Origin of the sequence: Sodalis sp. RH22, from assembly GCF_047324165.1 — a bacterium.
GTDB lineage: Bacteria > Pseudomonadota > Gammaproteobacteria > Enterobacterales > Enterobacteriaceae > Acerihabitans.
This window is the reverse complement of sequence record NZ_CP178731.1, coordinates 3,050,725-3,075,799: the sequence shown is the minus strand read 5'-3', so window position 1 is coordinate 3,075,799 and position 25,075 is coordinate 3,050,725. Positions and strand designations below refer to the sequence as shown.

29 protein-coding genes are annotated in these 25,075 nt (G+C 57.7%); 19 read left to right on the top strand and 10 right to left on the bottom strand.

Annotated features, from left to right (window positions below):
• Nucleotides 1-22 precede the first annotated feature (22 nt).
• Both ACL2XN_RS14115 and ACL2XN_RS14110 read left to right on the top strand, forming a co-directional pair.
• Nucleotides 23-604: a hypothetical protein gene (locus ACL2XN_RS14115; RefSeq protein ID WP_413722050.1), complete on the top strand. Its 582-nt coding sequence runs from the start codon at nucleotides 23-25 to the stop codon at nucleotides 602-604.
• Nucleotides 605-697: 93 nt separating this feature from the next.
• Complete coding sequence (locus ACL2XN_RS14110; protein WP_410012213.1) at nucleotides 698-1,384, top strand: GntR family transcriptional regulator; 687 nt, start codon at nucleotides 698-700, stop codon at nucleotides 1,382-1,384.
• A gap of 10 nt (nucleotides 1,385-1,394) precedes the next feature.
• Here the strand turns inward: ACL2XN_RS14110 and yajD are convergent, their stop codons facing one another.
• On the bottom strand, nucleotides 1,395-1,736 hold the full coding sequence (gene yajD / locus ACL2XN_RS14105) for an HNH nuclease YajD (protein WP_410012212.1): 342 nt from the start codon (nucleotides 1,734-1,736) through the stop codon (nucleotides 1,395-1,397).
• A 212-nt stretch (nucleotides 1,737-1,948) separates the two neighbouring features.
• Between yajD and ACL2XN_RS14100 the strand changes: the two genes are divergently transcribed.
• Nucleotides 1,949-2,518: a DedA family protein gene (locus ACL2XN_RS14100; protein ID WP_410012211.1), complete on the top strand. Its 570-nt coding sequence runs from the start codon at nucleotides 1,949-1,951 to the stop codon at nucleotides 2,516-2,518.
• Between the two features lie 171 nt (nucleotides 2,519-2,689).
• On the top strand, nucleotides 2,690-3,784 hold the full coding sequence (locus ACL2XN_RS14095) for a lactonase family protein (protein WP_413728920.1): 1,095 nt from the start codon (nucleotides 2,690-2,692) through the stop codon (nucleotides 3,782-3,784).
• Between the two features lie 96 nt (nucleotides 3,785-3,880).
• On the opposite strand, the gene ACL2XN_RS14090 is transcribed toward ACL2XN_RS14095, so the two are convergent.
• Entirely contained in the window at nucleotides 3,881-4,519 is a 639-nt protein-coding gene (locus tag ACL2XN_RS14090) for a TetR/AcrR family transcriptional regulator (protein ID WP_410012209.1), read from the bottom strand.
• Nucleotides 4,520-4,755: 236 nt separating this feature from the next.
• Between ACL2XN_RS14090 and ACL2XN_RS14085 the strand changes: the two genes are divergently transcribed.
• Nucleotides 4,756-5,418 carry a DUF3313 domain-containing protein gene (locus ACL2XN_RS14085; protein WP_410012208.1) on the top strand — a complete coding sequence of 221 codons (663 nt, stop codon included), beginning with the start codon at nucleotides 4,756-4,758 and terminating at the stop codon, nucleotides 5,416-5,418.
• A 217-nt stretch (nucleotides 5,419-5,635) separates the two neighbouring features.
• Here the strand turns inward: ACL2XN_RS14085 and ACL2XN_RS14080 are convergent, their stop codons facing one another.
• Complete coding sequence (locus ACL2XN_RS14080) at nucleotides 5,636-6,844, bottom strand: conjugal transfer protein TraF (protein ID WP_410012207.1); 1,209 nt, start codon at nucleotides 6,842-6,844, stop codon at nucleotides 5,636-5,638.
• A gap of 474 nt (nucleotides 6,845-7,318) precedes the next feature.
• On the opposite strand from ACL2XN_RS14080, the gene alkB reads away from it, so the two are divergent.
• The 5 genes from alkB (at nucleotide 7,319) to ACL2XN_RS14055 (ending at nucleotide 12,891) form a co-directional block, all read left to right on the top strand.
• Entirely contained in the window at nucleotides 7,319-7,966 is a 648-nt protein-coding gene (gene alkB / locus ACL2XN_RS14075) for a DNA oxidative demethylase AlkB (protein ID WP_410012206.1), read from the top strand.
• A gap of 274 nt (nucleotides 7,967-8,240) precedes the next feature.
• The gene (locus ACL2XN_RS14070) at nucleotides 8,241-9,686 is read left to right on the top strand and encodes an MFS transporter (protein WP_413728919.1); all 1,446 of its coding nucleotides are present in this window, start codon (nucleotides 8,241-8,243) and stop codon (nucleotides 9,684-9,686) included.
• Between the two features lie 342 nt (nucleotides 9,687-10,028).
• Nucleotides 10,029-10,448: a DUF2382 domain-containing protein gene (locus ACL2XN_RS14065; RefSeq protein WP_413728918.1), complete on the top strand. Its 420-nt coding sequence runs from the start codon at nucleotides 10,029-10,031 to the stop codon at nucleotides 10,446-10,448.
• Nucleotides 10,449-10,479: 31 nt separating this feature from the next.
• Complete coding sequence (locus ACL2XN_RS14060; protein WP_413728917.1) at nucleotides 10,480-11,343, top strand: YsnF/AvaK domain-containing protein; 864 nt, start codon at nucleotides 10,480-10,482, stop codon at nucleotides 11,341-11,343.
• Between the two features lie 525 nt (nucleotides 11,344-11,868).
• Nucleotides 11,869-12,891: a hypothetical protein gene (locus ACL2XN_RS14055; protein ID WP_410012202.1), complete on the top strand. Its 1,023-nt coding sequence runs from the start codon at nucleotides 11,869-11,871 to the stop codon at nucleotides 12,889-12,891.
• Nucleotides 12,892-13,096: 205 nt separating this feature from the next.
• On the opposite strand, the gene ACL2XN_RS14050 is transcribed toward ACL2XN_RS14055, so the two are convergent.
• Nucleotides 13,097-13,840: an SDR family oxidoreductase gene (locus ACL2XN_RS14050; protein ID WP_410012201.1), complete on the bottom strand. Its 744-nt coding sequence runs from the start codon at nucleotides 13,838-13,840 to the stop codon at nucleotides 13,097-13,099.
• A 100-nt stretch (nucleotides 13,841-13,940) separates the two neighbouring features.
• Between ACL2XN_RS14050 and ACL2XN_RS14045 the strand changes: the two genes are divergently transcribed.
• Nucleotides 13,941-14,879, top strand: coding sequence for an AraC family transcriptional regulator (locus ACL2XN_RS14045; protein WP_413727214.1), 939 nt, complete (start codon nucleotides 13,941-13,943; stop codon nucleotides 14,877-14,879).
• On the opposite strand, the gene ACL2XN_RS14040 is transcribed toward ACL2XN_RS14045, so the two are convergent.
• Together ACL2XN_RS14040 and ACL2XN_RS14035 are read right to left on the bottom strand one after the other, a co-directional pair.
• On the bottom strand, nucleotides 14,829-16,043 hold the full coding sequence (locus ACL2XN_RS14040; RefSeq protein WP_413728916.1) for an MFS transporter: 1,215 nt from the start codon (nucleotides 16,041-16,043) through the stop codon (nucleotides 14,829-14,831). The two genes, ACL2XN_RS14045 and ACL2XN_RS14040, sit on opposite strands and share 51 nt — an antisense overlap.
• Nucleotides 16,044-16,245: 202 nt before the next feature.
• Nucleotides 16,246-17,148 carry an AraC family transcriptional regulator N-terminal domain-containing protein gene (locus ACL2XN_RS14035; protein WP_410012198.1) on the bottom strand — a complete coding sequence of 301 codons (903 nt, stop codon included), beginning with the start codon at nucleotides 17,146-17,148 and terminating at the stop codon, nucleotides 16,246-16,248.
• Nucleotides 17,149-17,283: 135 nt separating this feature from the next.
• Between ACL2XN_RS14035 and ACL2XN_RS14030 the strand changes: the two genes are divergently transcribed.
• Genes ACL2XN_RS14030 through ACL2XN_RS14020 form a run of 3 tightly spaced genes read left to right on the top strand, consistent with a single transcriptional unit; the run spans nucleotide 17,284 to nucleotide 18,820 of the window.
• A complete protein-coding gene (locus tag ACL2XN_RS14030) occupies nucleotides 17,284-17,418 on the top strand; it encodes an SDR family NAD(P)-dependent oxidoreductase (RefSeq protein WP_413728915.1) in 135 nt (44 codons plus the stop codon).
• Between the two features lie 17 nt (nucleotides 17,419-17,435).
• Entirely contained in the window at nucleotides 17,436-17,840 is a 405-nt protein-coding gene (locus ACL2XN_RS14025; protein ID WP_413728914.1) for a VOC family protein, read from the top strand.
• Nucleotides 17,837-18,820 (top strand): saccharopine dehydrogenase family protein, encoded by a 984-nt coding sequence (locus tag ACL2XN_RS14020; RefSeq protein WP_413728913.1) that lies wholly within the window; start codon nucleotides 17,837-17,839, stop codon nucleotides 18,818-18,820. The genes ACL2XN_RS14025 and ACL2XN_RS14020 overlap by 4 nt, the downstream gene beginning before the upstream one ends.
• Before the next feature lie 246 nt (nucleotides 18,821-19,066).
• On the opposite strand, the gene ACL2XN_RS14015 is transcribed toward ACL2XN_RS14020, so the two are convergent.
• The 4 genes from ACL2XN_RS14015 to ACL2XN_RS14000 form a co-directional block, all read right to left on the bottom strand.
• Nucleotides 19,067-19,786, bottom strand: a complete 720-nt coding sequence (locus tag ACL2XN_RS14015) for an SDR family oxidoreductase (protein ID WP_410012194.1) — start codon at nucleotides 19,784-19,786, stop codon at nucleotides 19,067-19,069.
• A 46-nt stretch (nucleotides 19,787-19,832) separates the two neighbouring features.
• Entirely contained in the window at nucleotides 19,833-20,504 is a 672-nt protein-coding gene (locus ACL2XN_RS14010) for a peroxiredoxin-like family protein (RefSeq protein WP_413722058.1), read from the bottom strand.
• 97 nt (nucleotides 20,505-20,601) lie between these two features.
• A complete protein-coding gene (locus ACL2XN_RS14005; RefSeq protein WP_413728912.1) occupies nucleotides 20,602-21,372 on the bottom strand; it encodes an enoyl-CoA hydratase/isomerase family protein in 771 nt (256 codons plus the stop codon).
• A gap of 25 nt (nucleotides 21,373-21,397) precedes the next feature.
• Nucleotides 21,398-22,036: a glutathione S-transferase family protein gene (locus ACL2XN_RS14000; protein WP_413728911.1), complete on the bottom strand. Its 639-nt coding sequence runs from the start codon at nucleotides 22,034-22,036 to the stop codon at nucleotides 21,398-21,400.
• Between the two features lie 69 nt (nucleotides 22,037-22,105).
• Between ACL2XN_RS14000 and ACL2XN_RS13995 the strand changes: the two genes are divergently transcribed.
• From ACL2XN_RS13995 to ACL2XN_RS13975, 5 genes are all read left to right on the top strand, one after another.
• Nucleotides 22,106-23,023, top strand: coding sequence for a LysR substrate-binding domain-containing protein (locus ACL2XN_RS13995; RefSeq protein WP_413728910.1), 918 nt, complete (start codon nucleotides 22,106-22,108; stop codon nucleotides 23,021-23,023).
• A 132-nt stretch (nucleotides 23,024-23,155) separates the two neighbouring features.
• Nucleotides 23,156-23,494, top strand: a complete 339-nt coding sequence (locus tag ACL2XN_RS13990; protein WP_410012189.1) for a metalloregulator ArsR/SmtB family transcription factor — start codon at nucleotides 23,156-23,158, stop codon at nucleotides 23,492-23,494.
• Nucleotides 23,484-23,912 carry a YeeE/YedE family protein gene (locus ACL2XN_RS13985; protein ID WP_413728909.1) on the top strand — a complete coding sequence of 143 codons (429 nt, stop codon included), beginning with the start codon at nucleotides 23,484-23,486 and terminating at the stop codon, nucleotides 23,910-23,912. Before ACL2XN_RS13990 ends, ACL2XN_RS13985 begins: the two co-directional genes overlap by 11 nt.
• 22 nt (nucleotides 23,913-23,934) lie before the next feature.
• Nucleotides 23,935-24,360, top strand: a complete 426-nt coding sequence (locus ACL2XN_RS13980; protein WP_413728908.1) for a DUF6691 family protein — start codon at nucleotides 23,935-23,937, stop codon at nucleotides 24,358-24,360.
• Nucleotides 24,361-24,425: 65 nt separating this feature from the next.
• A complete protein-coding gene (locus tag ACL2XN_RS13975; RefSeq protein WP_413728907.1) occupies nucleotides 24,426-25,031 on the top strand; it encodes a class I SAM-dependent DNA methyltransferase in 606 nt (201 codons plus the stop codon).
• The last annotated feature ends 44 nt before the right edge of the window (nucleotides 25,032-25,075 follow it).

Sequence of the window (25,075 nt, the reverse complement as noted above, 5' to 3'; positions counted from 1 at the left end):
ATCATCAAATAATGAGCATAAGATGAAACCAACAATAATGATAACGATGGTGCTGGCGCTGCTGGCCTCCGGCTGCGCCACCTCCCCCCGCCCAGGCGCGCCGGGCAAGTCGGCGCAGAGCGCCTATCTGGCGCAGGTAGCCAGCCCGGGCTGCCTGGGTGCCTCCGCCATCAATCCCACCCTTACGCCGCCGGTTTTGTATCAGGGGATGGTCAGCTGTATTAAAGCGGGACGACAAGCCGACGCGGTATTTTTATTCGCCATGGCCGGCACCTACTCCTATTTCGACGCGCTGCGCCTCGACACCGACGCCGCCAGGCAGGCGCACTCCTCCATGCTGGGCGAGGCGTTGAAAATGATCAACGCCAACCAGCAGCAGCTGTTTTGGCAATCCGCCAACGGCACATTAGGCAACAGACAGCAGCTTGCCGCCCTGTGCCGGCAGGTCGACGCCATCGGCAAGCCGGTGTATTTCCCGCAGTACGTTATGCAGCCCACGGGCACGGGAGCGGGGGCGGCGATGCCGGCCAACACCGACCCCTTATGGAAAACCGCCATGAACGGTTATCTGCACTGCGCGACGGATGTGATGAGTATCCGTTAAGCGGCGGCCCTTGGCGCAGGCGCCTATGGCTATTGCCATGGCGGAGCATGTACTATATCCGCCATGATAATTAAACAGGGTTAATTTCCCCGCATGGATACACCGTTACCGTTTAATAACAACGAGCCGGTAAATCAACAAATTTATCGCCTGCTGCGCAAGGATATCGTCGAGTGTGTCATTGAGCCGGGCAAGCTGTTATCGGAAAAGGACATCGCCGCCCGTTTCACCGTGTCGCGCCAGCCGGTAAGGGAAGCGTTTATTAAACTGGCCGAAGCGGGGCTGGTGCAGATCCTGCCCCAGCGCGGCACTTTTGTGATGCGGATTTCCGCCAAACGGGTGGCGGACGCGCGTTTTCTCCGCCAGGCCATGGAATGCGCCATCGTACGCCGCGCCGCGCTTAATATTACCGAACGTCAAATCATGCTGCTTGAGCATAATTTGCATCGTCAGGAATTGGCGGCGCAAAATCAGCAGGCGCGGGAATTTTTCGGCCTCGACGATGATTTCCACCGGTTGCTGACGGAAATAGCCGATTGTCCGCTGGCCTGGGATATTATTGAATCCATTAAGGCCACCATGGATCGGGTGCGTTTTCTCAGCCTGGGCCAGGTCTCGCCGCCGCAGGGGTTAATCAGCCAGCATTACAAAATCTTCAACGGCGTCAAGGCGCGCGATGCCGATGCCGCCGAGCAGGCCATGCGCGACCATCTCCAGGAGCTGATCTTTTCCATTACGCCGATTTCGCGGCAGAACCGCGATTGGTTCGATGAGAAATGAGCATCAGAGATTATTTTTTCATCAAGGACTTTAAATTGGCAAAAGGATTGTGGGTTGCCACGCCCATGTCTTTTTGCGCATCCTCGCCCGCGATCACCGTCGAGCCATACAGATCCGCTTCGGTATATTTGGAATGCTCATGATCGTGGCAATACAGGCAGAGCATTTCCCAATTGCTGCCGTCCTCGGGATTATTGCTGTGATCGTGATCGATATGATGCACCGTCAGCTCGCGCAGGTTGGAATAGACAAACTCCCGCGAGCAGCGGCCGCAGACCCAGGGAAATAGCTTCAGCGCTTTTTCGCGATAGCCGGTTTCAAGCCTGGCGTAGTTTTTTGGAATAAAAGCCATAAGGAACCTGTTTTATCGGGATAGGGGAACACAGGCTATTTTAAACCCAAAACGGTCTCCCGGGCTACGTATTAACCTACGGCGCGCCAAGAGGGCGGACGGGTCCCGTCAATCCTGGTCGTGGCAGGCGGCGATAAGGTCTATGCTTAAGAAACGTTACCTGAATCGACAGGATCGCCTGACATTTTTAAGCTGAAGGGACGCTGACGCCAATGGATATCACGCATTTTATTTCCGTCTACGGTTATTGGGCGCTGTTTATCGGCTGCCTGGCGGAGGGCGAAACGGTCACGTTGCTGGGCGGCGTGGCGGCGCATGAGGGCCTGTTGCATTATCCGGCGGCGGTGGCGGTGGCCGCCCTGGGCGGCAGCGTGGGTGATCTGGCGTTGTATTTTATCGGTCGCCGGTTCGGTAAGCGGGTATTGCGCCGGTTTAAAAAAGCCCAGCCGAATATCGCCCGGGCCAATCAGTTAATTTTGAAATATCCGCTGTGGTTTGTGGTGGGCGTGCGTTTTATGTATGGCTTTCGCCTGATCGGACCGCTGATGATTGGGGCCAGCAGGCTCGATCCGAAAAAATTTATTCCCCTCAATATCCTCGGCTCTGTTCTCTGGGCGCTGATTTTTGTCAGCCTGGGTTATGCGGGCGGCAGGATTATCGCGCCATGGTTGCAGAAGGTGGATCATCACCTGAAATACCTGTTTTTGCTGGCGGCGCTGCTGGCGCTGTTTTGGCTGCTGCCGCGGTTGATTCGTTACCTGCGCCGGCGCCGGGGAGCCTAGCGCCGGACCGGCGGTGGGCGATTATGTGATTCATTTCTCATCAGGTTATTCACCTGCCCAAAAATTCCGCCGCGCCGTGGATAAATCCTGTGCGGCCGACAGCTGTCGCCGGAATAGGGGTTATTTATACTTATTTTCCATAAATAAAATAATCAATGGATTAATATAATAATGAAAATAACCTGTAACCGACGTACCCCACTCAGCCTGCTGCTGCTGGCGGCATTAACGACCACCTTGGCCGGCGCCGCCCATGCCGCGACCTATGCCTATGTTTCCAACGCCGACAGCGCCGATATCTCCGTCTTTAGCCTGAACGAGGCCGACGGCGCGCTCACGCCGGTGCAAACCCTGGCGGTGGGGGGCACCGTAATGCCCCTGGCATTGTCCCCCGATAAACAGCATCTGTATGCCGGGCTGCGCTCCAAACCCTATCAGGTACTGAGCCTGGCCATTAATCCGGCCGACGGCCGCCTGACCCAGCGCCAGGCGGCGCCGCTGGCGGAAAGCATGGCGTATATTGCCACCGACCGCACCGGCCGCTGGCTGTTTTCCGCGTCTTATGGCGGCAACCTGCTGGCGGTTAACGCCATCAATCAGGACGGCCTGGCGGGGGATGTCCGGCAGATTATCAAGACCGGTCCCATGGCGCACGCCATCAGGAGCGCGCCGGATAATCGCTATGTATTCGCCTCGGTGCTGGGCGCCGACGCCTGGCTGCGCCTGCGGCTGGACGCCAAGACCGGGCAACTGACCCAGGACCAGGCGCCCGCCTATACGCTGCCGGCCAAATCCGGTCCCCGCCATTTTGTCTTTTCACCGGATAAACGGTTTACCTATCTTATCGATGAACTGGACGGCAAACTGCATGTGCTGGCGTTCAACCAGAACAACGACCGGGTGAAACCGGTGCAGACGATATCGATCCTGCCGGCGGATTTCAGCGGCGATAAACCCTGGGGCGCGGACCTGCATTTAACCCCCGACGGCCATTTCCTGTTTGCCTCCGAGCGGACGTCAAGCACCCTGGCGGCTTACCGCGTGGATAAAAAATCAGGCCGGCTCACCCGCATAGGAACCTGGCCTACCGAAAAGCAGCCGCGCGGGTTCAATATCGATCCCTCGGGTCAGTATTTGCTGGCGGTGGGGCAGCTGTCGCCGCAAATGAGCGTCTATCGCATTGATAAAGCGAGCGGCGCGCTGGAAAGCCTTGGCCGGTACCCGGTGGGCAAAGGGGCCAACTGGATTGAAATGGTGAAATACTGATCGGCGGGACATGACGCCGCCTGGGGGAACTCTCCCCCGGCAGGCGCGATAATAAAGAAGTGCGCCGGCCCCACCCCTGGCCGGCGCATTTCCCGCTCACTTGCCGCCTTTTGGCGCCGGAAACGTCCCGGCGCCGGTAAGGAACATATTGACCGCGCAGCCAACCATTTGCTGGATGCGGGTCAGGCTTACCGGCTGTAAATGGCGTTGAAAGATGCGGTGCTGGATCTCGGCAGTAAGCAATGAAGTGAATTGCAGCGCTTTCACATAGGCGTCCCCGGGACGCAGCTCGCCCCGGTCCATGGCGGTGGACAGCAGGCCCGATAATTTTTCGATGCTCTCCCTCGGTCCGGAATCATTAAACAGCATACCGATATCGGAATGTCCCGCTTCGCCCACCACCATACGATACACCGCGATCGCGCTGCCGTCGTTGGTTAGCACGGCCAACATTCGTTCGCCGAATCGCGTCAGTTTGGCTTTGAGCGGCTCATCGGGCCGTTCTTCCAGCATCAATGCTACGGTGGCATCGGACAGGTGCTGGGTGGCATAGGCGCGCACGACGGCGGTAAACAATTCCTCTTTAGAAGAAAAATACCCATAGAGCGTCGCTTTCGAACCGCCCAGGCGTTTTGCCAGTTCGTTCATTGATGCGCGCTCATAGCCCATCTCCTGAAAAAGCTGCGCGGCAGCCTCGACAATCGCTTCGCGGCGCTCGTTAGTGCGTACTTTCATTGTTACTCCCGCAATATAAATAAACCCGGTTGTACATTTTCTTGACAGATAAATGCTAATGATGCAAAACTGAACCGTACGGTACTCTTTAGGAGAGTGTCAGTACCGTACCTCCCGGGGCCGGCGTTGTAAAGCCCCGGCCGGTGGCACGCCAAACCGTACCCGTAAGGATCATACGGCCTATTAACCGCGCCTTCAGTCCGATTATCGGTGGCATTTTATACAGGATTACTGACATGTACACATTTTACCAGGCCTATCGTCCGGCAATGCTGACGCTAACCATGCTATTAGCCGGCTGCGCGGGAAACCCGCCTGTGCAGTACGCCGGTATCGATTCCTCATCACAGCTGCGGCCCAACACCGACGACAAGGCATACCGCATCCCTTACCGGTATTCGGTTCCGGTCGATTGGAATAAATATACCAATATCATTATCGAACCGGTGGTTGTCTACCAGGGCGCGGACGGCCAGTTTGACGATATGCCGCAGAAAGACCGTCTGGCGCTGGCCAACTATATGCAAGATAAATTCAGCGCAGCGCTCAGGCCGCGGTTTAGGGAAGTTATCACCCCGGCGGCCAATACCCTCAGGTTAAAACTGACGTTAACCGGGGCGGATACCACGACGCCGTTTATCGGCACCTTCACCAAATTCGATATCGGCGGAGGCCCCTATAACATAGTGCAGTCCATCCGGGGTAAGGAAGGCTTAATGAACGGTTCCGTGAATTACGCGGTGGAAATTTATGACGCCAACACCCATCAACTGCTGAACGCCTTTGTCGCCAGGCAATACCCGAACGCCATGAACGTCAGCGCCAGCATCGGGGCGCTGAGCGCCGCCGAAGTGGGGATTGATAAAGGCGCGGACGAACTGGCCGCCATGCTGCAATAAGCATGATCCAGGCATAAGGGCCGGCCCGGATCTGCGTTGCGACCGGGCACGGCCTTTATTTTTAGACTACCGGAGAAACGTTATGAACAACCTATTCTTGCTGGGCTTAATTGCCGCCACTTTTCTGTTGAGCGGCTGCATTTGCCTGGGATGATCTGGGCTGCGTCCTTGCCTGATAATGCGCCCGTAATGCCATGCGTTTGATGACAGGCTGGTATCAGAAGGTATAACTCAATTGCGCGACCGCGCCATAGGTGCGGTCTTCACCTACCAGGCCGGTCACATCCAGATGAACCACATTAAAGGGCGACAGGCCAAAGCCGGTGGTAAAGACATTATTATCGCTATGACGCATATCCGCGCGATAGCCGGCACGCAATTGCACCCATGTCCAGGCGTTGATTTCGGCGCCGACGCCGGCGTATTGGTTTTTCTCCCGCGCCGAGAAACCACTGGCAGGGGTCAGGTCGATATCAATGGCGCTGGTGAAAAAACCGTTGCTCCAGGAGGTGCCGGCGGTGATCTGCGGGCGTATGTTAAAACTGTCCCGCACTCCGTCTACCTCTTTGGTCTCGACGCTGCGCGCCACCAGGTTCTGCGCGGCCAGGCCGGCAATCCAGTCCGGTGTGATATTGGCGGACAATCCCAGGTCGATATTGGCCCCGTTTTCCGTGCGCCGGAACTCCTCGTTGCGAAAATCCGCTTTATCGTAGTGGTTGATGGCGACATTGTAATTATAGGTGGCGACGCGCTGCAGCTTCGGCGTAATGCCTACCGAGAAAGCATGATCGTTCAGGGTGAATGGCAGGGCCATGGCCACGCCGTATTCCGTCACCAGCGCGCCCATCCCTTCGGCGCGTGACGTCAGCTTGTCCAGATCCGCCGGCACCGGCCTGATCAAGCCCGCCTGGACGGCGTCGAGGTACGCCAGGTCGCGATTGCTGACATCGGCTTTGACGTTGGCCGTTGCCCAATCCCTGGCGACCAGGGCGAAGGGCAGGATCGGGTTGGGTACGGCAATCACGCCATTCACTCCGGCTTCGGCCTTGCCTTTATCGCCGGAGACCTCGCGCAGGGCGTTCTCAAATCTTTTTATCGAGGCGGGCGAGCCCGTGCCTTTGTTGGCGTCGTCTTTTAATCTATCCCAAGAGGACTGTACGTTATCGAACCCATCCTGCAGGTTATCCGGATCCGACACCCTGACGCCCACGGCCGGGAGGATGATACTGATAGCATCATCCTCGCCGTAGCCGGTCAACAGCGCCGGATTCACCAGCGCCGCCGCGCCGTAATGAGAGGATGCCACTCCGGTGCCGCCCATGGCGTCATTACGCGCCTCGCTCCAGGTGCCGGCGGCCAGCGCCGGGGAAATGGACGCCAGCAGGCCGGCGGACAGCAATATATGGGTAATACCGTTACGACTCATCGTGATATGACCTTATCTATCAGAAAAATAAACTGCGGTAAAAGCCATCAATTCATTTCTCCCTTAAATAAATTTCCAGCCGGGTATTTTTTTATCGGCAGCGGAAGGGAATTCATTAATCGTTTGAAACAATCGCGGGCATTCTGACGAATATCAGGCAGGGTAATATATCTACTTAAGCAAAATAGGATGAGCTGACGCGGGGGAATATTGCGCTTTGTTCAAGCGGAAGTAGGGCGGGTGGTTTGGAATGCGGCGTAAAACGTTTTTTGCAAGGGGTAATAAATGATTATTTATTCACAGATGAAATTTTTTTTTATTATATTAATCATTGATAGGATATTGAAAGAACCCGAGGGTGATAAAAAGGCGGATCATCAAGACGCTTGCTGCGCGCAGATCGCTGACAATGATACTGGACAATTGGCGTCCGGCGGCTAGAATAAATACTGGGTATACATACAGGGTAAGCCGATGACAATCGATCTGTTCGAGGATGCGCCGCCGCCGCCGTGGCACGAAACAATCGCCCCCGGCGCGGTGGTACTGCACGGATTTGTCCGCGACCACGGCCCGGCGCTGCTGGCGGCGGTCAATAGCGTGGTGGCGCAGGTGCCGTGGCGGCATATGACCACGCCGGGCGGCCATGTGATGTCGGTGGCGATGAGCTGGTGCGGCAATGGCTGGACCAGCGACAGGCGCGGCTACCGTTATTCAGAGCGGGATTCCCGGACCGGCAAGCCCTGGCCGCCCATCCCTGCTATCCTGATGGCGCTGGCGGATGAAGCCGCCGTAGCGGCCGGTTTTGGCCGCTACGTGCCGGATTCCTGCCTGATGAACCGCTACGATCCGGGCAGCAAGCTCTCCCTGCACCAGGATAAGGACGAACATGACTTTGGCGCGCCCATCGTCTCGGTTTCGCTCGGCCTGCCCGCCGTCTTTCAATTCGGCGGCCTGCAGCGCAGCGACCGCGCCCAGCGTATCCCGCTGGCCCATGGCGATGTGGTGGTATGGGGCGGGCCGTCCCGGCTGAATTATCACGGCATCCTGCCGGTTAAGGAAGGTTTTCATCCGCTGGTGGGATCCCACCGCATCAATATTACGCTGCGCAAGGCGCTGTAATGCTAATTTCAGGCCGCGCGTTTGCCGCTTTTTTTTATCTTTGCAACGCGCGTGCCTGGGGAGTTCTCCGCCTGTATTTTTCGCCATTACCCACATTGATTGCCATGCGTTATATTCACTTTCCGGTCGGGTCGATCGTATTTTTGTTTTAACCCCCTATGAAAATTAGCTGACAAAACCGCTCGAATATTCAGGCGGGCTGGTATAACATCTTTTCAGAGTTATCATACCTTTATAGTGGCTACATTGTTTCCGTTAAGGCAAAGGGCGTTTTATGGCTTTATCTGATTCAAATTCTGAAGATACGCCCAAACAGGACGCCGGTTCGTCACGTATCTCAGGAATGGCGCTCTTGGTTGCCAGCGCCTTTTTTATGGAATTTCTTGACGGAACCGTGATTGCAACCGCATTACCCGATATGGCGAAGGCATTCGGCGTATCGGCCATCGATCTTAATATCGGCATCAGTGCCTATCTCCTGACGCTGGCCGTGTTGATCCCCGCCAGCGGCTGGGTAGCCGAGCGCTTTGGCGCACGGAATGTTTTCAGCCTGGCGTTGCTTATCTTCACTGTCTCGTCGCTATTGTGCGGATTAACGCATACCGTCACGCAATTTGTGCTGATGCGTATTTTACAGGGTATCGGCGGCGCCATGATGGTGCCTGTGGGGCGTCTGGTGGTATTGCGCACCACGCCCAAAGATCAGCTTATCAAAGCCATCGCCACCCTGACCTGGCCGGCGTTGGTGGCCCCCATCATCGGCCCGCCGCTCGGGGGATTTATCACCACCTATGCAAGCTGGCACTGGATCTTTTTCCTCAATGTGCCTCTGGGCGCCATCGCGATCACCCTGGCGTGGATCATGATGCCGAACAAGACGCCGGAAGAAAAGCAGCCTTTTGATGTTATAGGTTTTTTTTCATTAGGCATTACCATGCTGTGCCTGGTGGCCGGGCTGGAAATGTTCAGCCAGGAAAACATTAGCCCCGTTAATGCCGTTGCTTTAATCGTGACCGGCCTGTTAACGCTGGCCTGGGCTATCAGGCACCTGCTGCGCGCCAGGGCGCCTTTGATCCGGCTGCGGCCGCTGTCGGTGCCGACGTTTCGCATTACCATGCGGGGCGGCTTCGTGTTACGCGCCACTATCAGCTCGGCGCCCTTTATGCTGCCGCTGATGTTCCAGGTCGGCTTTGGCCTGGACGCGTTCCATGCCGGCTCGCTGGTACTGGCGGTATTTGCCGGCAACCTGGCGATGAAACCGGCCACCACGCCCCTGATTCGCTACTTCGGTTTCAAAAAACTGCTGCTGGGCAATGGCGTGATGTGCGTGCTGTCGCTACTGTTTTGCGCGTTCCTGACGCCCGAGTCGCCAAAGATGATGACCCTGGTTCTCTTGTTCTGGGGCGGGCTGAGCCGCTCAATGCAATTTACCGGCATCAGCTCGCTGGCTTTTGCGGATGTTCCGCCGCAGGAAATGAGCTCCGCCAATACGCTGTTCAGCACGTCGCTGCAGTTGGCAAGCGGTCTTGGCGTGACCCTCGGGGCGTTGTGTATCCGGGCTGGCGCATGGTTAACGGAGATTCTGGCGTTACCGCCCGCGCCGGGCATGGCTTTCCGGCTGGGATTTGTGGTTATCGCGTTAATTACCGCCCTGGCATTATGGGATATCGCCAAGCTCGAACCCCATGCGGGCAGGAATGTCTCCCAAAAGGCACGGTAGGCCGCATAACCCCCTCCTCCGGTCTCTCAACGGTTGCCCGTTTTAGAGGCCACCGCTTAACGGCCCGATCGCTCCCCCGTCCCTTGCCGCCGGCGTAGAAAACCTGCTGCTTTTTTATCCTGGAGAGGCTGCTTAATAGTTTAAATCACAGGAGTTTAATACTTTTTTACAATTGTACCCGCTGCGTTCCATTATTTTCTAAAGAATAAACTATGCTTATAACTATCACATTAATGATTTTAATCATTCAGTAAAATAGCAATAATGCTTTTATAATCTCATGCTAATTAATAAATTCTAAGTATGTTGAAGTTAAACTTCGGCGCCGCCTCAGGAGCAGATATGGATAACAAAAATGCCCCGGACTCTGACCGCCAGGATAATGATAATAAGATTATTCCGCTGGCGGAAGAACATGCCGAATTAAACATTGCCAGAGTGGTGGACCGCCGGTTGCGCGTGACGCGCACCACCCACTCGGAAGAACAACTGCTGGCAGCGGAATTATATCAGGAACAAATAGATATAGAGCATATTGCTAAAAATGAAGAACTGGAAGAAGGCAGGTTCCCGCCGATCCGGCAGGAAGGCGATATCATGATTATTCCTGTTATTGAGGAGCGGGTTGAAATTATCCGCCGCTATATTCTTAAAGAAGAAGTGCATATACGGAAACTGAAAAAGGAGACGCCTTTTCAGGAAAAGGTAAATGTACGCCGTCAGGAAATAAATATTATCAAAGATGATGAAGAAGAACGATAACCGTAAACCCAAGCAAGAGGAGGATTCTACTATGGCCCATGAAAAAATAGTGACCGCTTTTAAGGCGTTACAGCAGGCGCAAGTGGCGAAAGAGAAACTGATCGCAGAAGGTATTGCGGAACATAATATCGATATCATTTCTGGTGAAAGACTGCGGGTAAAAGACAAGGAAATTCGCCATCCCAGCTTCTGGCAGCGATTGTTTGGCGATGATGTCGATGATGATTATGCCACTGAATATACCCGGGCCGTGCAAACCGGCGGGGTTCTGCTGACGGTGCGTGTGCCGAAAGAAGATGCCGACCGGATAGAAACGCTGCTGGATCAGTTGGCGGATGATTACGTTTCTTCCGGCAACACGGATACCCCGGCCTACAATCGCGGGCTGCCAGGCGATACCGGCGCGGTTTATGGCCGTACGGCGAGCGCCGGCGTGGACACGGGCGCGGCCGTCACCATCCCCCCGGTGGCGACCGGCGGGGCGCTGGAAACGGAAAACCGCGAGTCCCTGAAGCTGGCTGAGGAGCAGGTGGAGATCGGTAAGCATCAGGTCAGCGACGGTACGGTACGCGTGCGCCGTTATACCATTGAAGATGAAGTGGCCGAGGATATCTCGTTATATGACCAGCATGCGGATGTTGTCCTGCGCGCGGTGGACGAACCGGTGTATCTGAGCGATGTCGACTGGTCGGAAAAAACCATTGATATCGAGGAATCCCATGAGGAGCCTGTGGTGAATAAAACGGCGCGGGTAAGGGAAGAGGCGGCGATTCGCAGCGAAGTGAACGAACGCGTGGAAACGGTAAGGGATACGGTGCGCCGCCAGGAAGTCGATGTAGAAAAAAATGACGCGAACCGTTTTGCCAGCGATAAATCCCCCGGCTTGCATAAGTAAATTCCCATCAGCGGCGCTTCGCTGCCCGCGGCTGAGTCATCGGTCTGGCCCGGGTAGTTTGGCGCCCTGACGCCTAACCCGCCGCCCTGGCGGGGCGGCGTTAAAAACTTATGTATCCGCCGTCTGTAAACCTGGCGGCATTGTCCTTCATTACTGCCGGACGGGCTTAAAAATCAGCGCTATGGCTAACAAACCCGCGGTGTCGTCAGGCTGGATTATTTGGCCACATCGGCAACCGGTTCGTGTAATTCAAAGTAATCAATTGATTAATAACATGTATCCTACACAAGGGGCGTGCGGCCATTTGACCGTGGACAGTAATTAACGCTGTTTTTATCAACAATTCCTGCTTTGGTTAAGTTATGTAAAGATTTGTTGGTGCATTTGCCATTATATGACTAACATTAAAAAAGCTAATGTTAGGTTGTCAAAAAAAGGCAATCATTGGCGGGCGAACGCAGGATTCTGCTCAATCTGAACTGCGATTACACCATGAGAAGTTTAGCGATAAAGGGAGATTTTCACATGAGCGAAAGACCAATCACTACATCCGATAATTACCATGAGACATGGGTTGAGCCGGTAACCGGTGTCCCGTTGAAACGTATTTCGTGGAGTGCCATTTTCGCTGGTGTCATTATTTCGATGGTGGTCTATTTACTGTTGGCCATACTGGGTACGGCCGTCGGCGCCAGCACCATAGATCCCTTGAAAGAAAATAACCCCTTTGACGGCCTGGGCACCGGCGCGGCCATCTGGACCGGAGCCAGCATGCTTATTGCTATCGCGGCGGGCGCCTATGCCAGCGGGCGTCTGGCCCAGCGCGAAGGGGCGCTGCATGGTTTATTGATGTTCGGTGTGAATACCTTGATTTGCGCCTGGTTCCTTCTGGTCGTGTTGAATAACGCCATGAGCGGCGCCATGAGTATTGCCGGCACCGGTTTGCAAACCATCGGCAGTGGAATATCCGCCGCCGCGCCTTCGGTAACACAAATGGCGAAAGATAAGCTGGCGGAAAATAATATTAATCTCGACAGCGTGCAAAATGAACTTGAAACGACACTGCGCCAGACGGGTAAACCGGAGCTTCAGCCGGAGAATCTGCAAAATAAAGCCCAGGGCGAGGCTAATAATGCCCAAAATCAGGCGTCTGATACCGCTAATCATCCGCAGACAGCCGATACTGATGTCGCTCAATTTATTCAGGGGCTGATCCAGCGCAATGAAACCACCTTCCAGGCCGCCGATCGCGATGCGCTGAAAAACATCATTAAAGCGCGAACCGGTAAAAGCGATCAGGAAGCGGAGCAGATTGTCGATCAGACGGAAAAAAGTTATCAGCAAGCCCGCGCAAAATATGAAGAGCTGAAACAGCAGGCGGAGCAAAAAGCCCGTGAAGCGGGTGATAAAGCGGCGGCCGCTACCGCTAAAGCCAGCTGGTTCACCTTCTTTATGTTAATTGTCGAAGCGGTTCTGGCCGGGGTCATGGGCATGGTAGGGCGCCGCACGCAGCCCCGCCCGGTGACCGAGCGTCAGCGTCCGCTGTAAGGGGCCCATAGCGTAACGGCGGGTGAACGTTCTGCCCGCCGTTGATAATCTATAACATGCCCGGCCGTTGTTTTCGCGCAAGCTGGGCTCGCCACAGAAATGCTTATCATCCGGGCGGCCTGTTTATTTTTCTGCGCTGCCAAAGCCTCAGATACTGCAACCTATGGCCGGATGGCGCCAACGCGCTTTCGTTTCGGCCATCTGGTTACTGTTCAGCGGCCCAGAGTATGGCATCGGCGCCCGCCGGGATACGCATTGGACTGGCGGGATCGGTCGCCGCGCGCCATACCGCCTGCGCCACATCCTGTGCATAGGTGATTGGGCCGGACTCGCCGAACGACGCGAACAGGTTTTTCACCAGCTCGGCATAGGCCTCGTGGTCAAGGCCCTCCGTATGGGGCTGCGCGTTATCGGCGAAACGGGTTTCGGGCGATCGGCCCGGCAGCACCAGATGGGCGCGCACGCCAAATTGTTCGACCTCCGCGGCCAGCGACTCGGTGAACGCATTTACCGCCGCCTTGCTCGCCCGGTAAGCGCTGAGCAGCGGCAGCGCCTTATAAGTGACGCTCGACGTAACGTTGACGACGACGCCGCTCTTGCGTTGTCTGAATTGCGGCAGCACCGCCTGGGTCAAGGCCATCGTGCCGAAAGTGTTGGTCTCGAAGATTTCACGCACCGTCGCCATCGGCATGCTTTCCAGGGGCGCCGCCGCGCCGACGCCCGCATTATTGACCAGTACGTCAATCGGCCCGGCAGTCGCCACGGCCCCGCGAATACTCTCTGGATCGGTGACGTCAAGGGCAAGTACGCGCAGGTGTTCGGAAGGCGGCAGGATATCTTCGCGCGGTGTGCGCATGGTGGCGATAACCCGCCAGCCCTGGTCGAGGAAATGGCGGGCGATTTCGAGGCCGAAACCGGACGAACAACCGGTGATCAGGACTGTCTTCATAAAAACTCCTTACTGAGTGGGTGGCGATGTCCCGATAATAGACGCTGGGGATCGTACTCGCTACAATCAAAAGTCCATATTTCATTTGCAGGAGTCCGATATGATCGATCCGCTCGCCGAGGTCGTGACCTTGCTGCAGCCGGGCGCCGGGTTCGCGAAGGTGGTCGTCGGCGCCGGGCCCTGGGCCATCAGTCGTACGGCCGCCGGCGAGCCGTTCTATTGCGTGATCCTTGAGGGCGCGTGCCGCCTCGCGGTGGACGGGCATGCGCCGATCGCGCTGCAATCGGGCGACTTCGCCCTCATCCCCTCGGCCTACGGCGTGGCGATGTCCAGCGCCGTGCCGCCACCGGCCGGCACCGAGACGCTGCCCGTCGAGCTGGGCGCGGGCCGGTTCAGGATTGGCCGCGAGGAAGGCCCGGCCGACCTGCGCATGCTGGCGGGCCATTGCAGCTTTGGCTCGCCGGACGCGGCCTTGCTGGTTTCGCTGCTGCCGCAGCTGATGCACGTGCGCGGCGAGCCGCGGTTGGCCACCCTCGTGCAACTCGTGAGCGAGGAAACGCGCGAGCAACGCCCGGCGCGCGAGGTGGTGCTGGCGCGCCTGATCGAGGTGCTGCTTATTGAAGCGCTGCGATCGACCGCGGGCACGGCGGCGTCTCCCGGCCTGGTGCATGGCCTGACCGACTGCCGCCTCGCGGTCTCGATCCGGGCGATGCATGAGCGCCCGACATATCCCTGGACGGTGGCGGAGCTGGCGAAGGCGGCGGCGCTTTCGCGCTCGGCGTTCTTTGAGCGGTTCAGCCGCGCCGTGGGCGTGACGCCGATGGAATATCTGCTTAACTGGCGCATGGCGATCGCCAAGGATCTGTTGCGCCGTGAGCAGGGCAGCATTGCCCAGATTGCGGAGCGCGTCGGCTACAGCTCCGCAAGTACTTTCAGCGTGGCGTTCACGCGCCACGTCGGGATGGCGCCGACACGCTATGCGCGGCTGTCATCCGCAGGGGAAGGTCAGCCTGGCATGCGTGGCGGAGGCGGCACGTAGCGTGCCCAGGCCGGACAGCACGACGACCACCATAACCAGCCCCGCGGCAACGGCCACGCTGAATCCTGCCCGCGCGCCATAGGCGTCGACGATCTGGCCGGCCAGCGCGCCGCCGAGCGCGACGCCGACGCTGATGCCCGTCGTCATCCAGGTCAGGCCTTCGGTGAGCCTGGACGGCGGCAAAATAATGGTGCCGAGATTCAGGACGATGACCATCGTCGGCGCGAAGGACATGCCCGCCACAAAGATCATTGCCATCATGATATAGACATCCGGGGAAAGAATGGGCAATACGGCCGTGAGCGCCGTCGCCAGTATTCCAATAAGGAATTGCCTGTCAATCGCTATGGCAGTCCTTAACGCGCCGAACGCCAGGCCGGCGGTCATCGAACCGAATGCGTAGGCCGCGAGGATGAAACTGGCGGCCGTCGGCCAGCCTTGCGCGTTGGCGAAGGCAACGACGGCCACATCGATGGAGCCGCCAATCACGCCCATCGCCAGCAGCGCCAGCACGATGATACGCAGGCCGGGGAAGCGCAGTGTCGAGATCCCGCTCTTGCCGTCGCTCATCGTCGCCTTCGGCTCCGTGCGCCGCTGCAAAAGAAAGGCCGTCATGCCCACCGCCAACAGCAAGACGGCGGCAAGAGGTCCGGCTTCGGCGAAAAGGCCGGTGCTCAGGCCGATGGCCAACGGCGGGCCGACAATATAGGCCAGTTCCGTTAGCACCGAATCAAGGGAAAAGGCGGTGTGTAATTGCGGTTTGCCGCGAAACAGCCCCGTCCAGCGCGCCCTTATCATGGCGGGCATGTTCGGCATCGTACCGGCCAGTGCGGCAAGGATAAACAGCAGCGGAGCGGGCGCCGCCATATGGGCGGCAATCATCAGCGCCAGCAGCATAGTGATACTGAAGGCGGTAACAATGGGCAGTACCCGGCTTTGGCCGTGTTGATCAATGCGTTTCGATACCTGGGGGCCGATAAGCGCGTTCGCCAGCGTAAAGGTGGCCGCCACCGAGCCGGCCAGCCAGTAAAGCCCCCGCTGCTGCACCAACATCGTAATGATACCGATGCCTACCATCGCCTGCGGCAGGCGGACAATGGAACCCGCGACGGCCAAGCCCACGACGCCGGGGGTGGCCAAAATGTCGCGATAGTGATTTGCCATGATTTCTCCAAAACGTCATCCAGCGCCGATTAGAATCCCGTAGTGCCGTTGAAAATGCAAGCAGGCGAATCAGGCCCTGCCTGATTCGCCGTTGCCGGGGTCACTTTCATAGAAGGGCTGGCTATTGATGGTTTTTATTTGCCGAGGGCATTGTTGCTCTTTTGCCGCTATTCGGGGCGCTATTGCAGAATGTCTGTTTTCCCTAATGGTTCTCGCGCACATGGATAACCTTGCGCAACTGGGCCACATCCTTCAGGGGCGGCAGGCCGAAGATGCGGGCGTAATCCCTGTTGAACTGGGGAACGCTTTTGTAGCCCACTTCCTGCGCAACAAAGGTGACGCTCTGTTGCCTGCCTAATAACATCGTCCTGGCATGAAGCAGCCGCACGCGCTTTTGATACTGTAACGGACTCATGGCCGTGACGGCTTTAAAATGGCGATGAAAAGCCGAGACGCTCATCGCCTCCCGCTCGGCTAATGACGCAACGATAAACTCTTCGGCGAAATTATGCCTTAACCAGCGGATGGCATTGCCGATACGGGCCAGCATGGTGCCCGGCGAGGCGATGTCCCTCAGCATCCAGCCATGCGGTCCCTTAAGCACATGGTAAAGAATTTCCCGTTCATAGCCCGGGGCCAGCGCGGCAATGTCGTCAGGGGTGGTCATCAGGCGCAGCATTCTGACCCAGGCATCAAGAAGTTCCGCCGTCACGGAGGCGACGGAAAAACCGCCTTCCGGCCTGTTTTTCAGGGCCGAGGGCGGTAAATCATCCAGCAAGGCGGCGACACGCTGCGGTTCTATGGTCAGGCTCACGGCCAGATAGGGCTCCCCCGTCGCGGACGGATGAACCGCGCCCACCGCGGGTAAATCAACCGACATTACAAAATACGAGGCCGGGTCATAGTTAAAGACCCGTTCTCCCACCGTCATCGTTTTGCTTCCCCTGAGGATCAGGTTGACCATGGGCTCATATACCGCGGCAAGCGCCGCTGGCGGAACATTCCCCTGCACCATCGCCACGCGTGGAATGCCGGTTTCCGTGCGCCAGTGACTGGCATGTGCGGCCAGGCCGCACAGCTCGTCAAGCTGGGATTGCAACGCCATGTCCCACATCCTCGGCATCTGTGTTTAAAAAGAGCATAAAGCAGAAACAGGTAAGAATCGAGCAGGAACACGGAAGCGCGTGTTCCATCCTTCCTTTACTCTCACGTCATGGCTGGCAAAGAGAGAGGAAACATCATGAAAGTTATTCTTATAACGGGCGGAAGCGGCGGTATCGGCGCCAGTACGGCAATCCAGTGCGCGGCGCGCGGCATGGGTGTGATACTCACCTGCCATCATCATGCCGACGCCGCCGGCGGCTACCATATTTAATGGTTTGAGGAGATTTCATGCTCGATCATATCTTTTTATCGGTGAGCGACCTCGATCGTTCGGTGGCGTTTTACACCGCGGCATTGGCGCCGCTCGGCATTAGGACGCGAGTGGACTATGACGGCCGCGACGGACCGCCGGGGCATCCCGATCTCAAGGGTTTTGGCGCGAACGGGCGTATTTTTTTCTGGCTGCGCGCGGGGACCGCCGCCGGCGGTAGCACGCATGTCGGTTTCGTCGCCGAGAGTGAAGCCATGGTTGACGAGGCCTATGCTACGGCAATGCGCGCGGGAGCCGCCGACAACGGCGCGCCGGGCGCGCACCTTTATTATGATCCCCGCTATTATGCCGCCGGTGTTATCGATCCCGACGGCTATACCCTGGAATTCGTCTACAAAAGTTGGCAGCACAACCCATCATGAAAACATTACTTATATACGGCGCCACCGGTTATACCGGGCGCATGATTGCCGAACAGGCAAAAGCAGCCGGTCTTGACGTTGTCATTGCCGGCAGAAATAAAGAAAAACTGGCTGAGTTGGCTCAGATATTAAACGTCGGCGCCGCCGCCTTTGCGTTACAACACGGCGAGGCCCTCTCCCGCAGCCTGGACGGCATAAGCGTGGTGCTGAACTGTGCCGGGCCCTTTGCCAGCACGGCGGAACCATTGATGAGGGCCTGTATACAACGCGGAATCCATTACCTGGACATCACCGCTGAAATCAATGTCTACCGGCTGGCGGAGTCACTGCATGACCTGGCTGCCGGGACCGGGAGCATGCTGCTGCCCGGCGTGGGCTGGGATGTGGTGCCGACCGACTGTCTCGCGGCGACGCTTGCGGTAAAGGTCCGCGAACCGGTACGGCTGAGAATCGCGCTTCAGGTGGCGGGCGCCATGTCGCGCGGATCGGCGGTGAGCGCCGGGGAAATTATCAGCGCTGGCCTGCTGGCCAGGGTTAACGGGTCGCTGATGACCAAAACACAGGCGGAAACCGACTTTTTCGATTTTGGCGCGGGGAAAGTAGCATGCATGCCGCTTTCTTTCGGCGATCTTGTCACTGCCTGGCATTCAACCGGCATCCCCAACATTGAAATGTATGTCCACGTTAGCGGCGACGCCTTTCCTTCAGGGGACTTAACCCGCTTGCCCGATGGCCCCTCGCCGCAAGAGCGCGCAGCCAATCCCGCCCGCGCGGCGGTGGAAATCACGGGCGCCGGCGGCGATAGCCATTATGCCGTCATCGAGACGGTCAATGGCTATTCCTATACGCCGCTCGCTGCCGTCGAAGCCGCGAAACGGGTACTTACCGGCGCCGGCCAACCCGGATTTCAGACGCCGGCGAAAATCTTCGGTGCCGATTTTGCGCTCAGTATTCCGGGAACGCGTATTTTCACCCTCTGACCTTTGAAATCCGGTCCCTGGCGCACCGTTACGAAAACCCCTCCCGAATTAAGTTTAGCGCTGAAGGGGGCCTGTTTTTTCAGCGTGCCGCGAACGCGTAACCGCCTTCTATTTGTAATGAATTCGTCGCTGACAGGCAGATACGCGGCAGTACGGACCATCGCCCGTCGTGATAGCCAACATTTCGTCGGCAAGACAACGCGTTGGTTCCCCGTACCGCGGGTTTTACTGCGGCTGCCTTTTCCCTCAGAACGCGGATTTTCCCGTGGAAGCGCCGCCATCCACGTGCAGCGTTTGTCCGGTAATGAATCCGGCATCTTCCGACAACAGGAAGGCAATCGCGGCGGCAATTTCATCAGGCTTGCCGAAGCGGCCCATGGGAACCGCGGCAAGGTAACGGCGCTCGCCGTCGCTGCCGGGGGCATTGCCGGCGCGAAACAGCGCGGTTTCCGTCGGACCCGGTGCCACGGCATTCACGGTGATGCCGGTTGTGGCCGTTTCCAGTGCCCAGGTGCGCGTGAAGCTCACCAATGCCGCCTTTGCCGCGGCATAGGCAGTGCGTTCGACGGCGCCAAGGACGGTCAGGCTGGAAATGTTCACGACACGTCCCCAGCGGCGCGCCTTCATGCCCGCAAGCGCCGCTTGCGTGGCAATAATGGCCGGATAAAGGTTGACCCGCATCACCTCGGCAAGCTGTTCCAGCGTCACCTCGTCCAGGGGCTGTGGTCTGACCAATCCGACATTATTCACCACGCCGTCAATCTGGAAGCGATCGGCAAGGCGGGCAAATTCCGTCCTCGCCGTTTCAGCCTCGCTGAGGTCCATGGCAACGAAGTGGCCGGGGAAACCTTCCGCCGGGGCGGTGCGGGCTACCCCTATCACCTGGTGGCCGTCCCTGGCCAACCGTGCCGAGAGCGCCAGCCCAATACCTTTGCTGGCGCCGGTAATAAGAAATGTGCGTGACATCGTTTTTCTCCTGCCCCGCCTGGCGCGGGGGTGGTTTTGCTGGTGATCAGGCGCGGTCGTTTGCACGGCGTATGGCGGGCAGCAGATCTCGCGGTTCGGGACGGCGGGTATAATCCGGATTGACCTCGGCATAGACGATAGTGCCGTCCGGCGCCACCACATAGCGTGCCGGCATGGGCAGGGTCCAGCCGGGATCGTCATTGAAGGCGGGCAGATCGTTTTTCAGCTTTTTGTACAGATCAATCAGATAATCGGGTAACGCAAAGCGCAGGCCGAATGCCGCGGCTACGCTATTTTCACCATCGGACAGGATAGGAAATGCCAGTTTATTCTGGCGGACGGATTTGCGGCTGTTGGCCCGGGTTTGCGGGGAGATGGCCACCAGGCTGGCGCCCGCCGCGTAAAAATCGTCCAGCACGGCCTGCAATGCCTGTAATTCCATATTGCAGTAGGGGCACCAGACGCCGCGATAAAAAGTGATGGCCAGCGGCCCTTTTTTGAGCAGCTCAACGGAGGATATCCGGTTGCCGTCGGCATCGTCCAGGGTGAAGGCCGGCGCTTTATCGCCGGCCTGCAACGCCCGTTGCGCGGCGCCGGAAGCAATAAGCTCCGCGGTGGCGCGGTGCATGACGGCAATGTCGGTTGGCGGCATATTGTACGGCGGTTTTCCCGCCTCGAAATCAGCTTTGAACGCATCGAGTTTCATTTGCAGCGACATATTTTTTCCTTTTTGCATAAAAGTGATTATGCGGACCGCCTGGGGCCGTCCGCCGACGGCATGACCAGAACCGAAATCATCGCTATAAATAGCGGGGTCAGTTTTGCCGGGCCATGGCGAGCGCGACGTCCGCTGCGCTGATGCCTTCCAGCGCCAGGCCATACCCGGCCCCTTCATCGACAATGCGGCGCAGTTTTTGCGTTAGGGCGATGCGCGTATAGCGCCCGGTGAGCGGGGGCAGGGCGGCGAGCGATTCGGCTATCTCATGGGCACGGGCCAGCAGGTCGCCCGACGGCACCACTTCATTTACCACGCCCCAGTCCTTGGCGGTCTTGGCGTCCAGTTCCTGCCGGGTGAGCAGGAAATAGCGGGCGCGTATGCTGCCGATAACTTCCGGCCAGAGCAGGTTGACGCCGTCCCCGGGCACGATGCCGAAGTCGAAATGGGGTTTGTCCTGGAATACCGTGGCGGGAGTGGCCAAGACAATATCCGCCAGCAGGACATATTCGGAATGCAGACGAACCGGGCCGTTAAGCGCCGCAATCATCGGTACCTCGATATCCAGAATATTCATCAGCACTTTTTTGCCTTCGCGGAATATTTTGTCGTAGCCGCGGGGTGTGAAAAAATCAAAGCCTTCGGCGCTGATGGTTGCCATAAACGCGTCGCCGGCGCCGGTAAGGATCACCACGCGGTTGTCCGGATCCGCGCCGATGTCATGAAAAAGATCGACAAATTGTTCATGGGTATGGCCGTTGAACTGCAGCGTATCGCCATCGGTATGCAGGGTCACTTCCAGTACGCCGCTGGCGGAGCGTGTCAAACGGGCGTTGGGAAATGAATGGCGATAGTCTTCAAAATGCAACATGGTTTATTACTCCGGTAATGAGAAATCAGGCCTGAGGGACCAGCGCGTTGAGACGTGTAATGGCGCGGCGGACCGCCGGACGCTGGCTCATCTGGTCGTACCAGCGTGCGATATTGGGATGGACATCCAGGGTGACGCCGGCGAATTCGCGCCGCCAGAACCAGCCGAAATGGGCAATGTCGGCGATGCTGTAGATGTCGCCCGCCACGAACCGGCGTTCATGCAACACCCTATCCATCAGGCCGGTAACCCGTTCGGCCTCGGTACTGAAGCGCAGCTCCGCCAGGGGTTGCGGCTCGCTTGCCAGGCGTTTGAAAAATCCCGCCTGGCCGAAGCTTGGGCTCAGCGCCGAGGCATGAAAGAACAGCTGCTCGAAGACCCTTGCGCGTTCGGCGCCGCCGTTCGGCAAGAGCCGGCCGTGCTTTTCAGCCAGATAAACCAGAATGGCCGAGGACTCGGTCAGCACCAGCGGTTCATTCCCTTCGGCACCGGCTTCCACCAGTACCGGCACCTTACCGTTGGGGTTCAGTGCGAGGAACGCATCGCCCTTTTGTTCACCCTGTTTCACGTTGATGGGGCGCAGCTGATAGTCCTGAGCCAGTTCCTCCAGCATGATGACGGCCTTGACGCTGTTAGGCGTGGCGAAGGCGTAAAGGTGGTACATGGCAACTCTCCGTACGTTGTGGGCTAGCGTGTGGACAGAGTATCTGCTATTACTACGCAGGAATGGCAGATGGCACGAAGCGATAACGCTCATTCCCAGGGGGAATATATGGATCGGCTGCAGGCGATGATCGTATTTATTCGAGTGGTGGATGCCGGCTCTTTTTCCGGCGCGGCGAGAATATTAAATATCGGCCAGCCGGCGGTTTCGAAAACCATTGCGCAACTGGAGGCGCGGCTGCAGGTGCGTTTACTGCTGCGTTCAACCCACGGCCTGACGCCCACCGAGGCGGGATTACGCTATTACGAACATGCGCGCGTTGTTATCGAGGGGGCGGATGAAGCCGATGTCGCGGCCAAGGGGATCGCGGCGGGCCTTGCCGGCAATTTACGGATTTCCGCCGCGCCGACGTTCGCCCGCTTGCATGTGATCCCCCACTTGCCGCAATTTTTGGCGCAACATCCCGCCCTGAACGTGGATCTCATCCTCGATGATCGGCCCATTGACCTGCTTGCCGAAGGTATCGACATCTCCCTGCGCATGGGCCGGCTTGCGGATTCGAACGCCGTGGCGCGCAGGCTGGCCACCTCCCGTCGTTCGGTGCTTGCCACGCCTGAATATCTCACCCGGTTCGGGGAGCCGGAAAAACCCGCCGATCTGGCGGAGCATGAGGCGATTGGTTTTAGCCAGACAAGCGACGTCTGGCGTTTTACCCGCGGCGGCAGCGACATTTCCGTCGTTATGCGGGGGCGGGTGCGCCTCAGCGCCGCCGAAGGCATCCGCGCCGCCGTACTTGCGCATATGGGGCTCACCATCGCCTCCGACTGGATGTTTGCCCGGGAATTGGCCAACGGCGGCGTCCGTCGGTTGCTGGAGGCATGGTCGCTGCCGGATATTGATTTATGGGCGGTATTTCCCACAGGGCGGATGACCAGTGCGAAAGCCAGACAGTTTGCGCTTTTCGTGGAAGAGGTGTTAAGGCGATAACAGCCGGGACACAGCAAGGCGGCGGTCGCCGGAAGATCATCAGGAGGCTGGCTATTTCATCTCGATATACAATATAATATTATATTAATTTATAAATTGTTAACAACTATACCTTAAGGCGTCTGACAGCAGATGAACCACCGGAGCGAGCGGGAAAGGATGCGGTTAGCCGCCGCCAGGACCCTTGGCGTATTAAAATCACTGGCGAACGAAGATCGTCTGCTGCTGTTATGCCACCTCAGTCAGCATGAGTCTTCGGTCGGCGAGCTGGCAAGCGCGCTGGGGATAGTTCAGCCGACGTTATCCCAGCAACTGGGCGTCCTGCGCAGAAAAAAAATGGTTGCCACGCGCCGTGAAGGAAAACAGATTTTTTATCGGATAGGCGACCCGGACATCGTGGTATTACTCAAGACATTATATCAGCTTTACTGCCCGGGACCGGCAGAGGAGGGCGTGGGCAATGATCATTGATATGCAGCACTTCACCCCCGGGCAAAGTTTTGCCGGGGGCCTGCTGATCGGTGGGGCGGCGTGGGTTTTGATCCTGTTTTGCGGCCGGATCGCCGGAATAAGCGGCATCCTGGGCGGCTTATTATCGCTGAAAACCGCCGATCGCGCATGGCGGCTGGCCTTTCTGCTCGGCATGGTCGCTTCCCCGCTGGTGTATAAACAATTTTCCCCACTGCCTGAAAGTACCGTCGACGCGTCCTGGCCTCTGCTGATCATTGCGGGACTGCTGGTCGGTATCGGTACCCGCTACGGGTCAGGTTGTACCAGTGGTCACGGGGTCTGCGGCCTCTCACGGTTATCGCCGCGATCGCTGGCAGCCACCGTTACGTTTATGTGTGTTGCTGCGGTGACCGTTTGGCTGAAGGGGTATTTACGGTGATTGCACCCATCCGGAGACGGCAATGAATGTGTTTTTCTCTTTGATCGCCGGGTTATTATTCGGCGTCGGGCTTCTCGTCAGCGGTATGGCGGATCCAGGCAAGGTGATTGGTTTCCTCGATATCACCCGAGTATGGGATCCGTCTTTGGCGTTTGTGATGGGGGGAGCCATCAGCGTCGGTTTTTTGGCGTTCCGTTCCGTAAAAAAACGTTCGCGCCCGGTCTTTGCCGAGACACTGTCTCTCCCCGACAACCGCCGGATTGATAAGCCGCTGATTGGCGGCGCGGCTTTATTTGGCATCGGCTGGGGCCTGGCGGGTATTTGTCCCGGGCCGGCCTTGGTCTTACTGGGCACCGGATCACTCAAGGGGGCCATCTTTGCGGCGGCGATGATAGCCGGCATGGCTCTCTTCGCGCAACGGGAAAACCGCAGGTTAAAGCGCGTTTGAGCATGACTGGACGGCTGGAAGCATTGCCTGAGCGGAATTGAAAAAATGACAACAGCGGGGGAGTTGTGGACAAACACGCGGCAAAAAATATTCTTTCCCTCTACCAGCGCCATGCTGATGCCTTTGCCCGCCAGCGCTCGCGCACGCTCGTTGAAAAAAGCTGGCTGGATAAGTTCATCACCGCGATCGGCGGGAAAGGGCACATTCTCGATATCGGTTGCGGTAATGGTCAGCCCATTGCCGGGTATTTCATCCAACTGGGTTTTCAACTCACCGGTATTGATGGCGCCACAGCGATGCTGGATCGCGCCCGCGCGCGTTTTCCCGCGCAGCGCTGGCTGGCGCTGGATATGCGCAAGCTGGCGCTCGGCGAAACCTTTGCTGGCCTGATTGCGTGGGACAGTTTTTTCCATCTCACCCAGCGGGACCAACAAAAGATGTTCCCGATCTTTGCGCGACACAGCCACCCGGGCAGCGCGCTGATGTTTACCAGCGGCCCAGGGAAGGGGATCGCAATGGGACAATTTGAGGGCGAGCCGCTGTTCCATGCGAGCCTGGCGCCGGAAGAATACCGCGCGCTACTGGATGCGAATGGCTTCGATGTCATCGACATGGTGCCGGAAGATCCCCAATGTTCGGGGCATACGGTTTGGCTGGCGGCAAAAAGATAAGGCGAAAGAGGTAAATCCCAGCCGGATAAAGATGATGAATACAG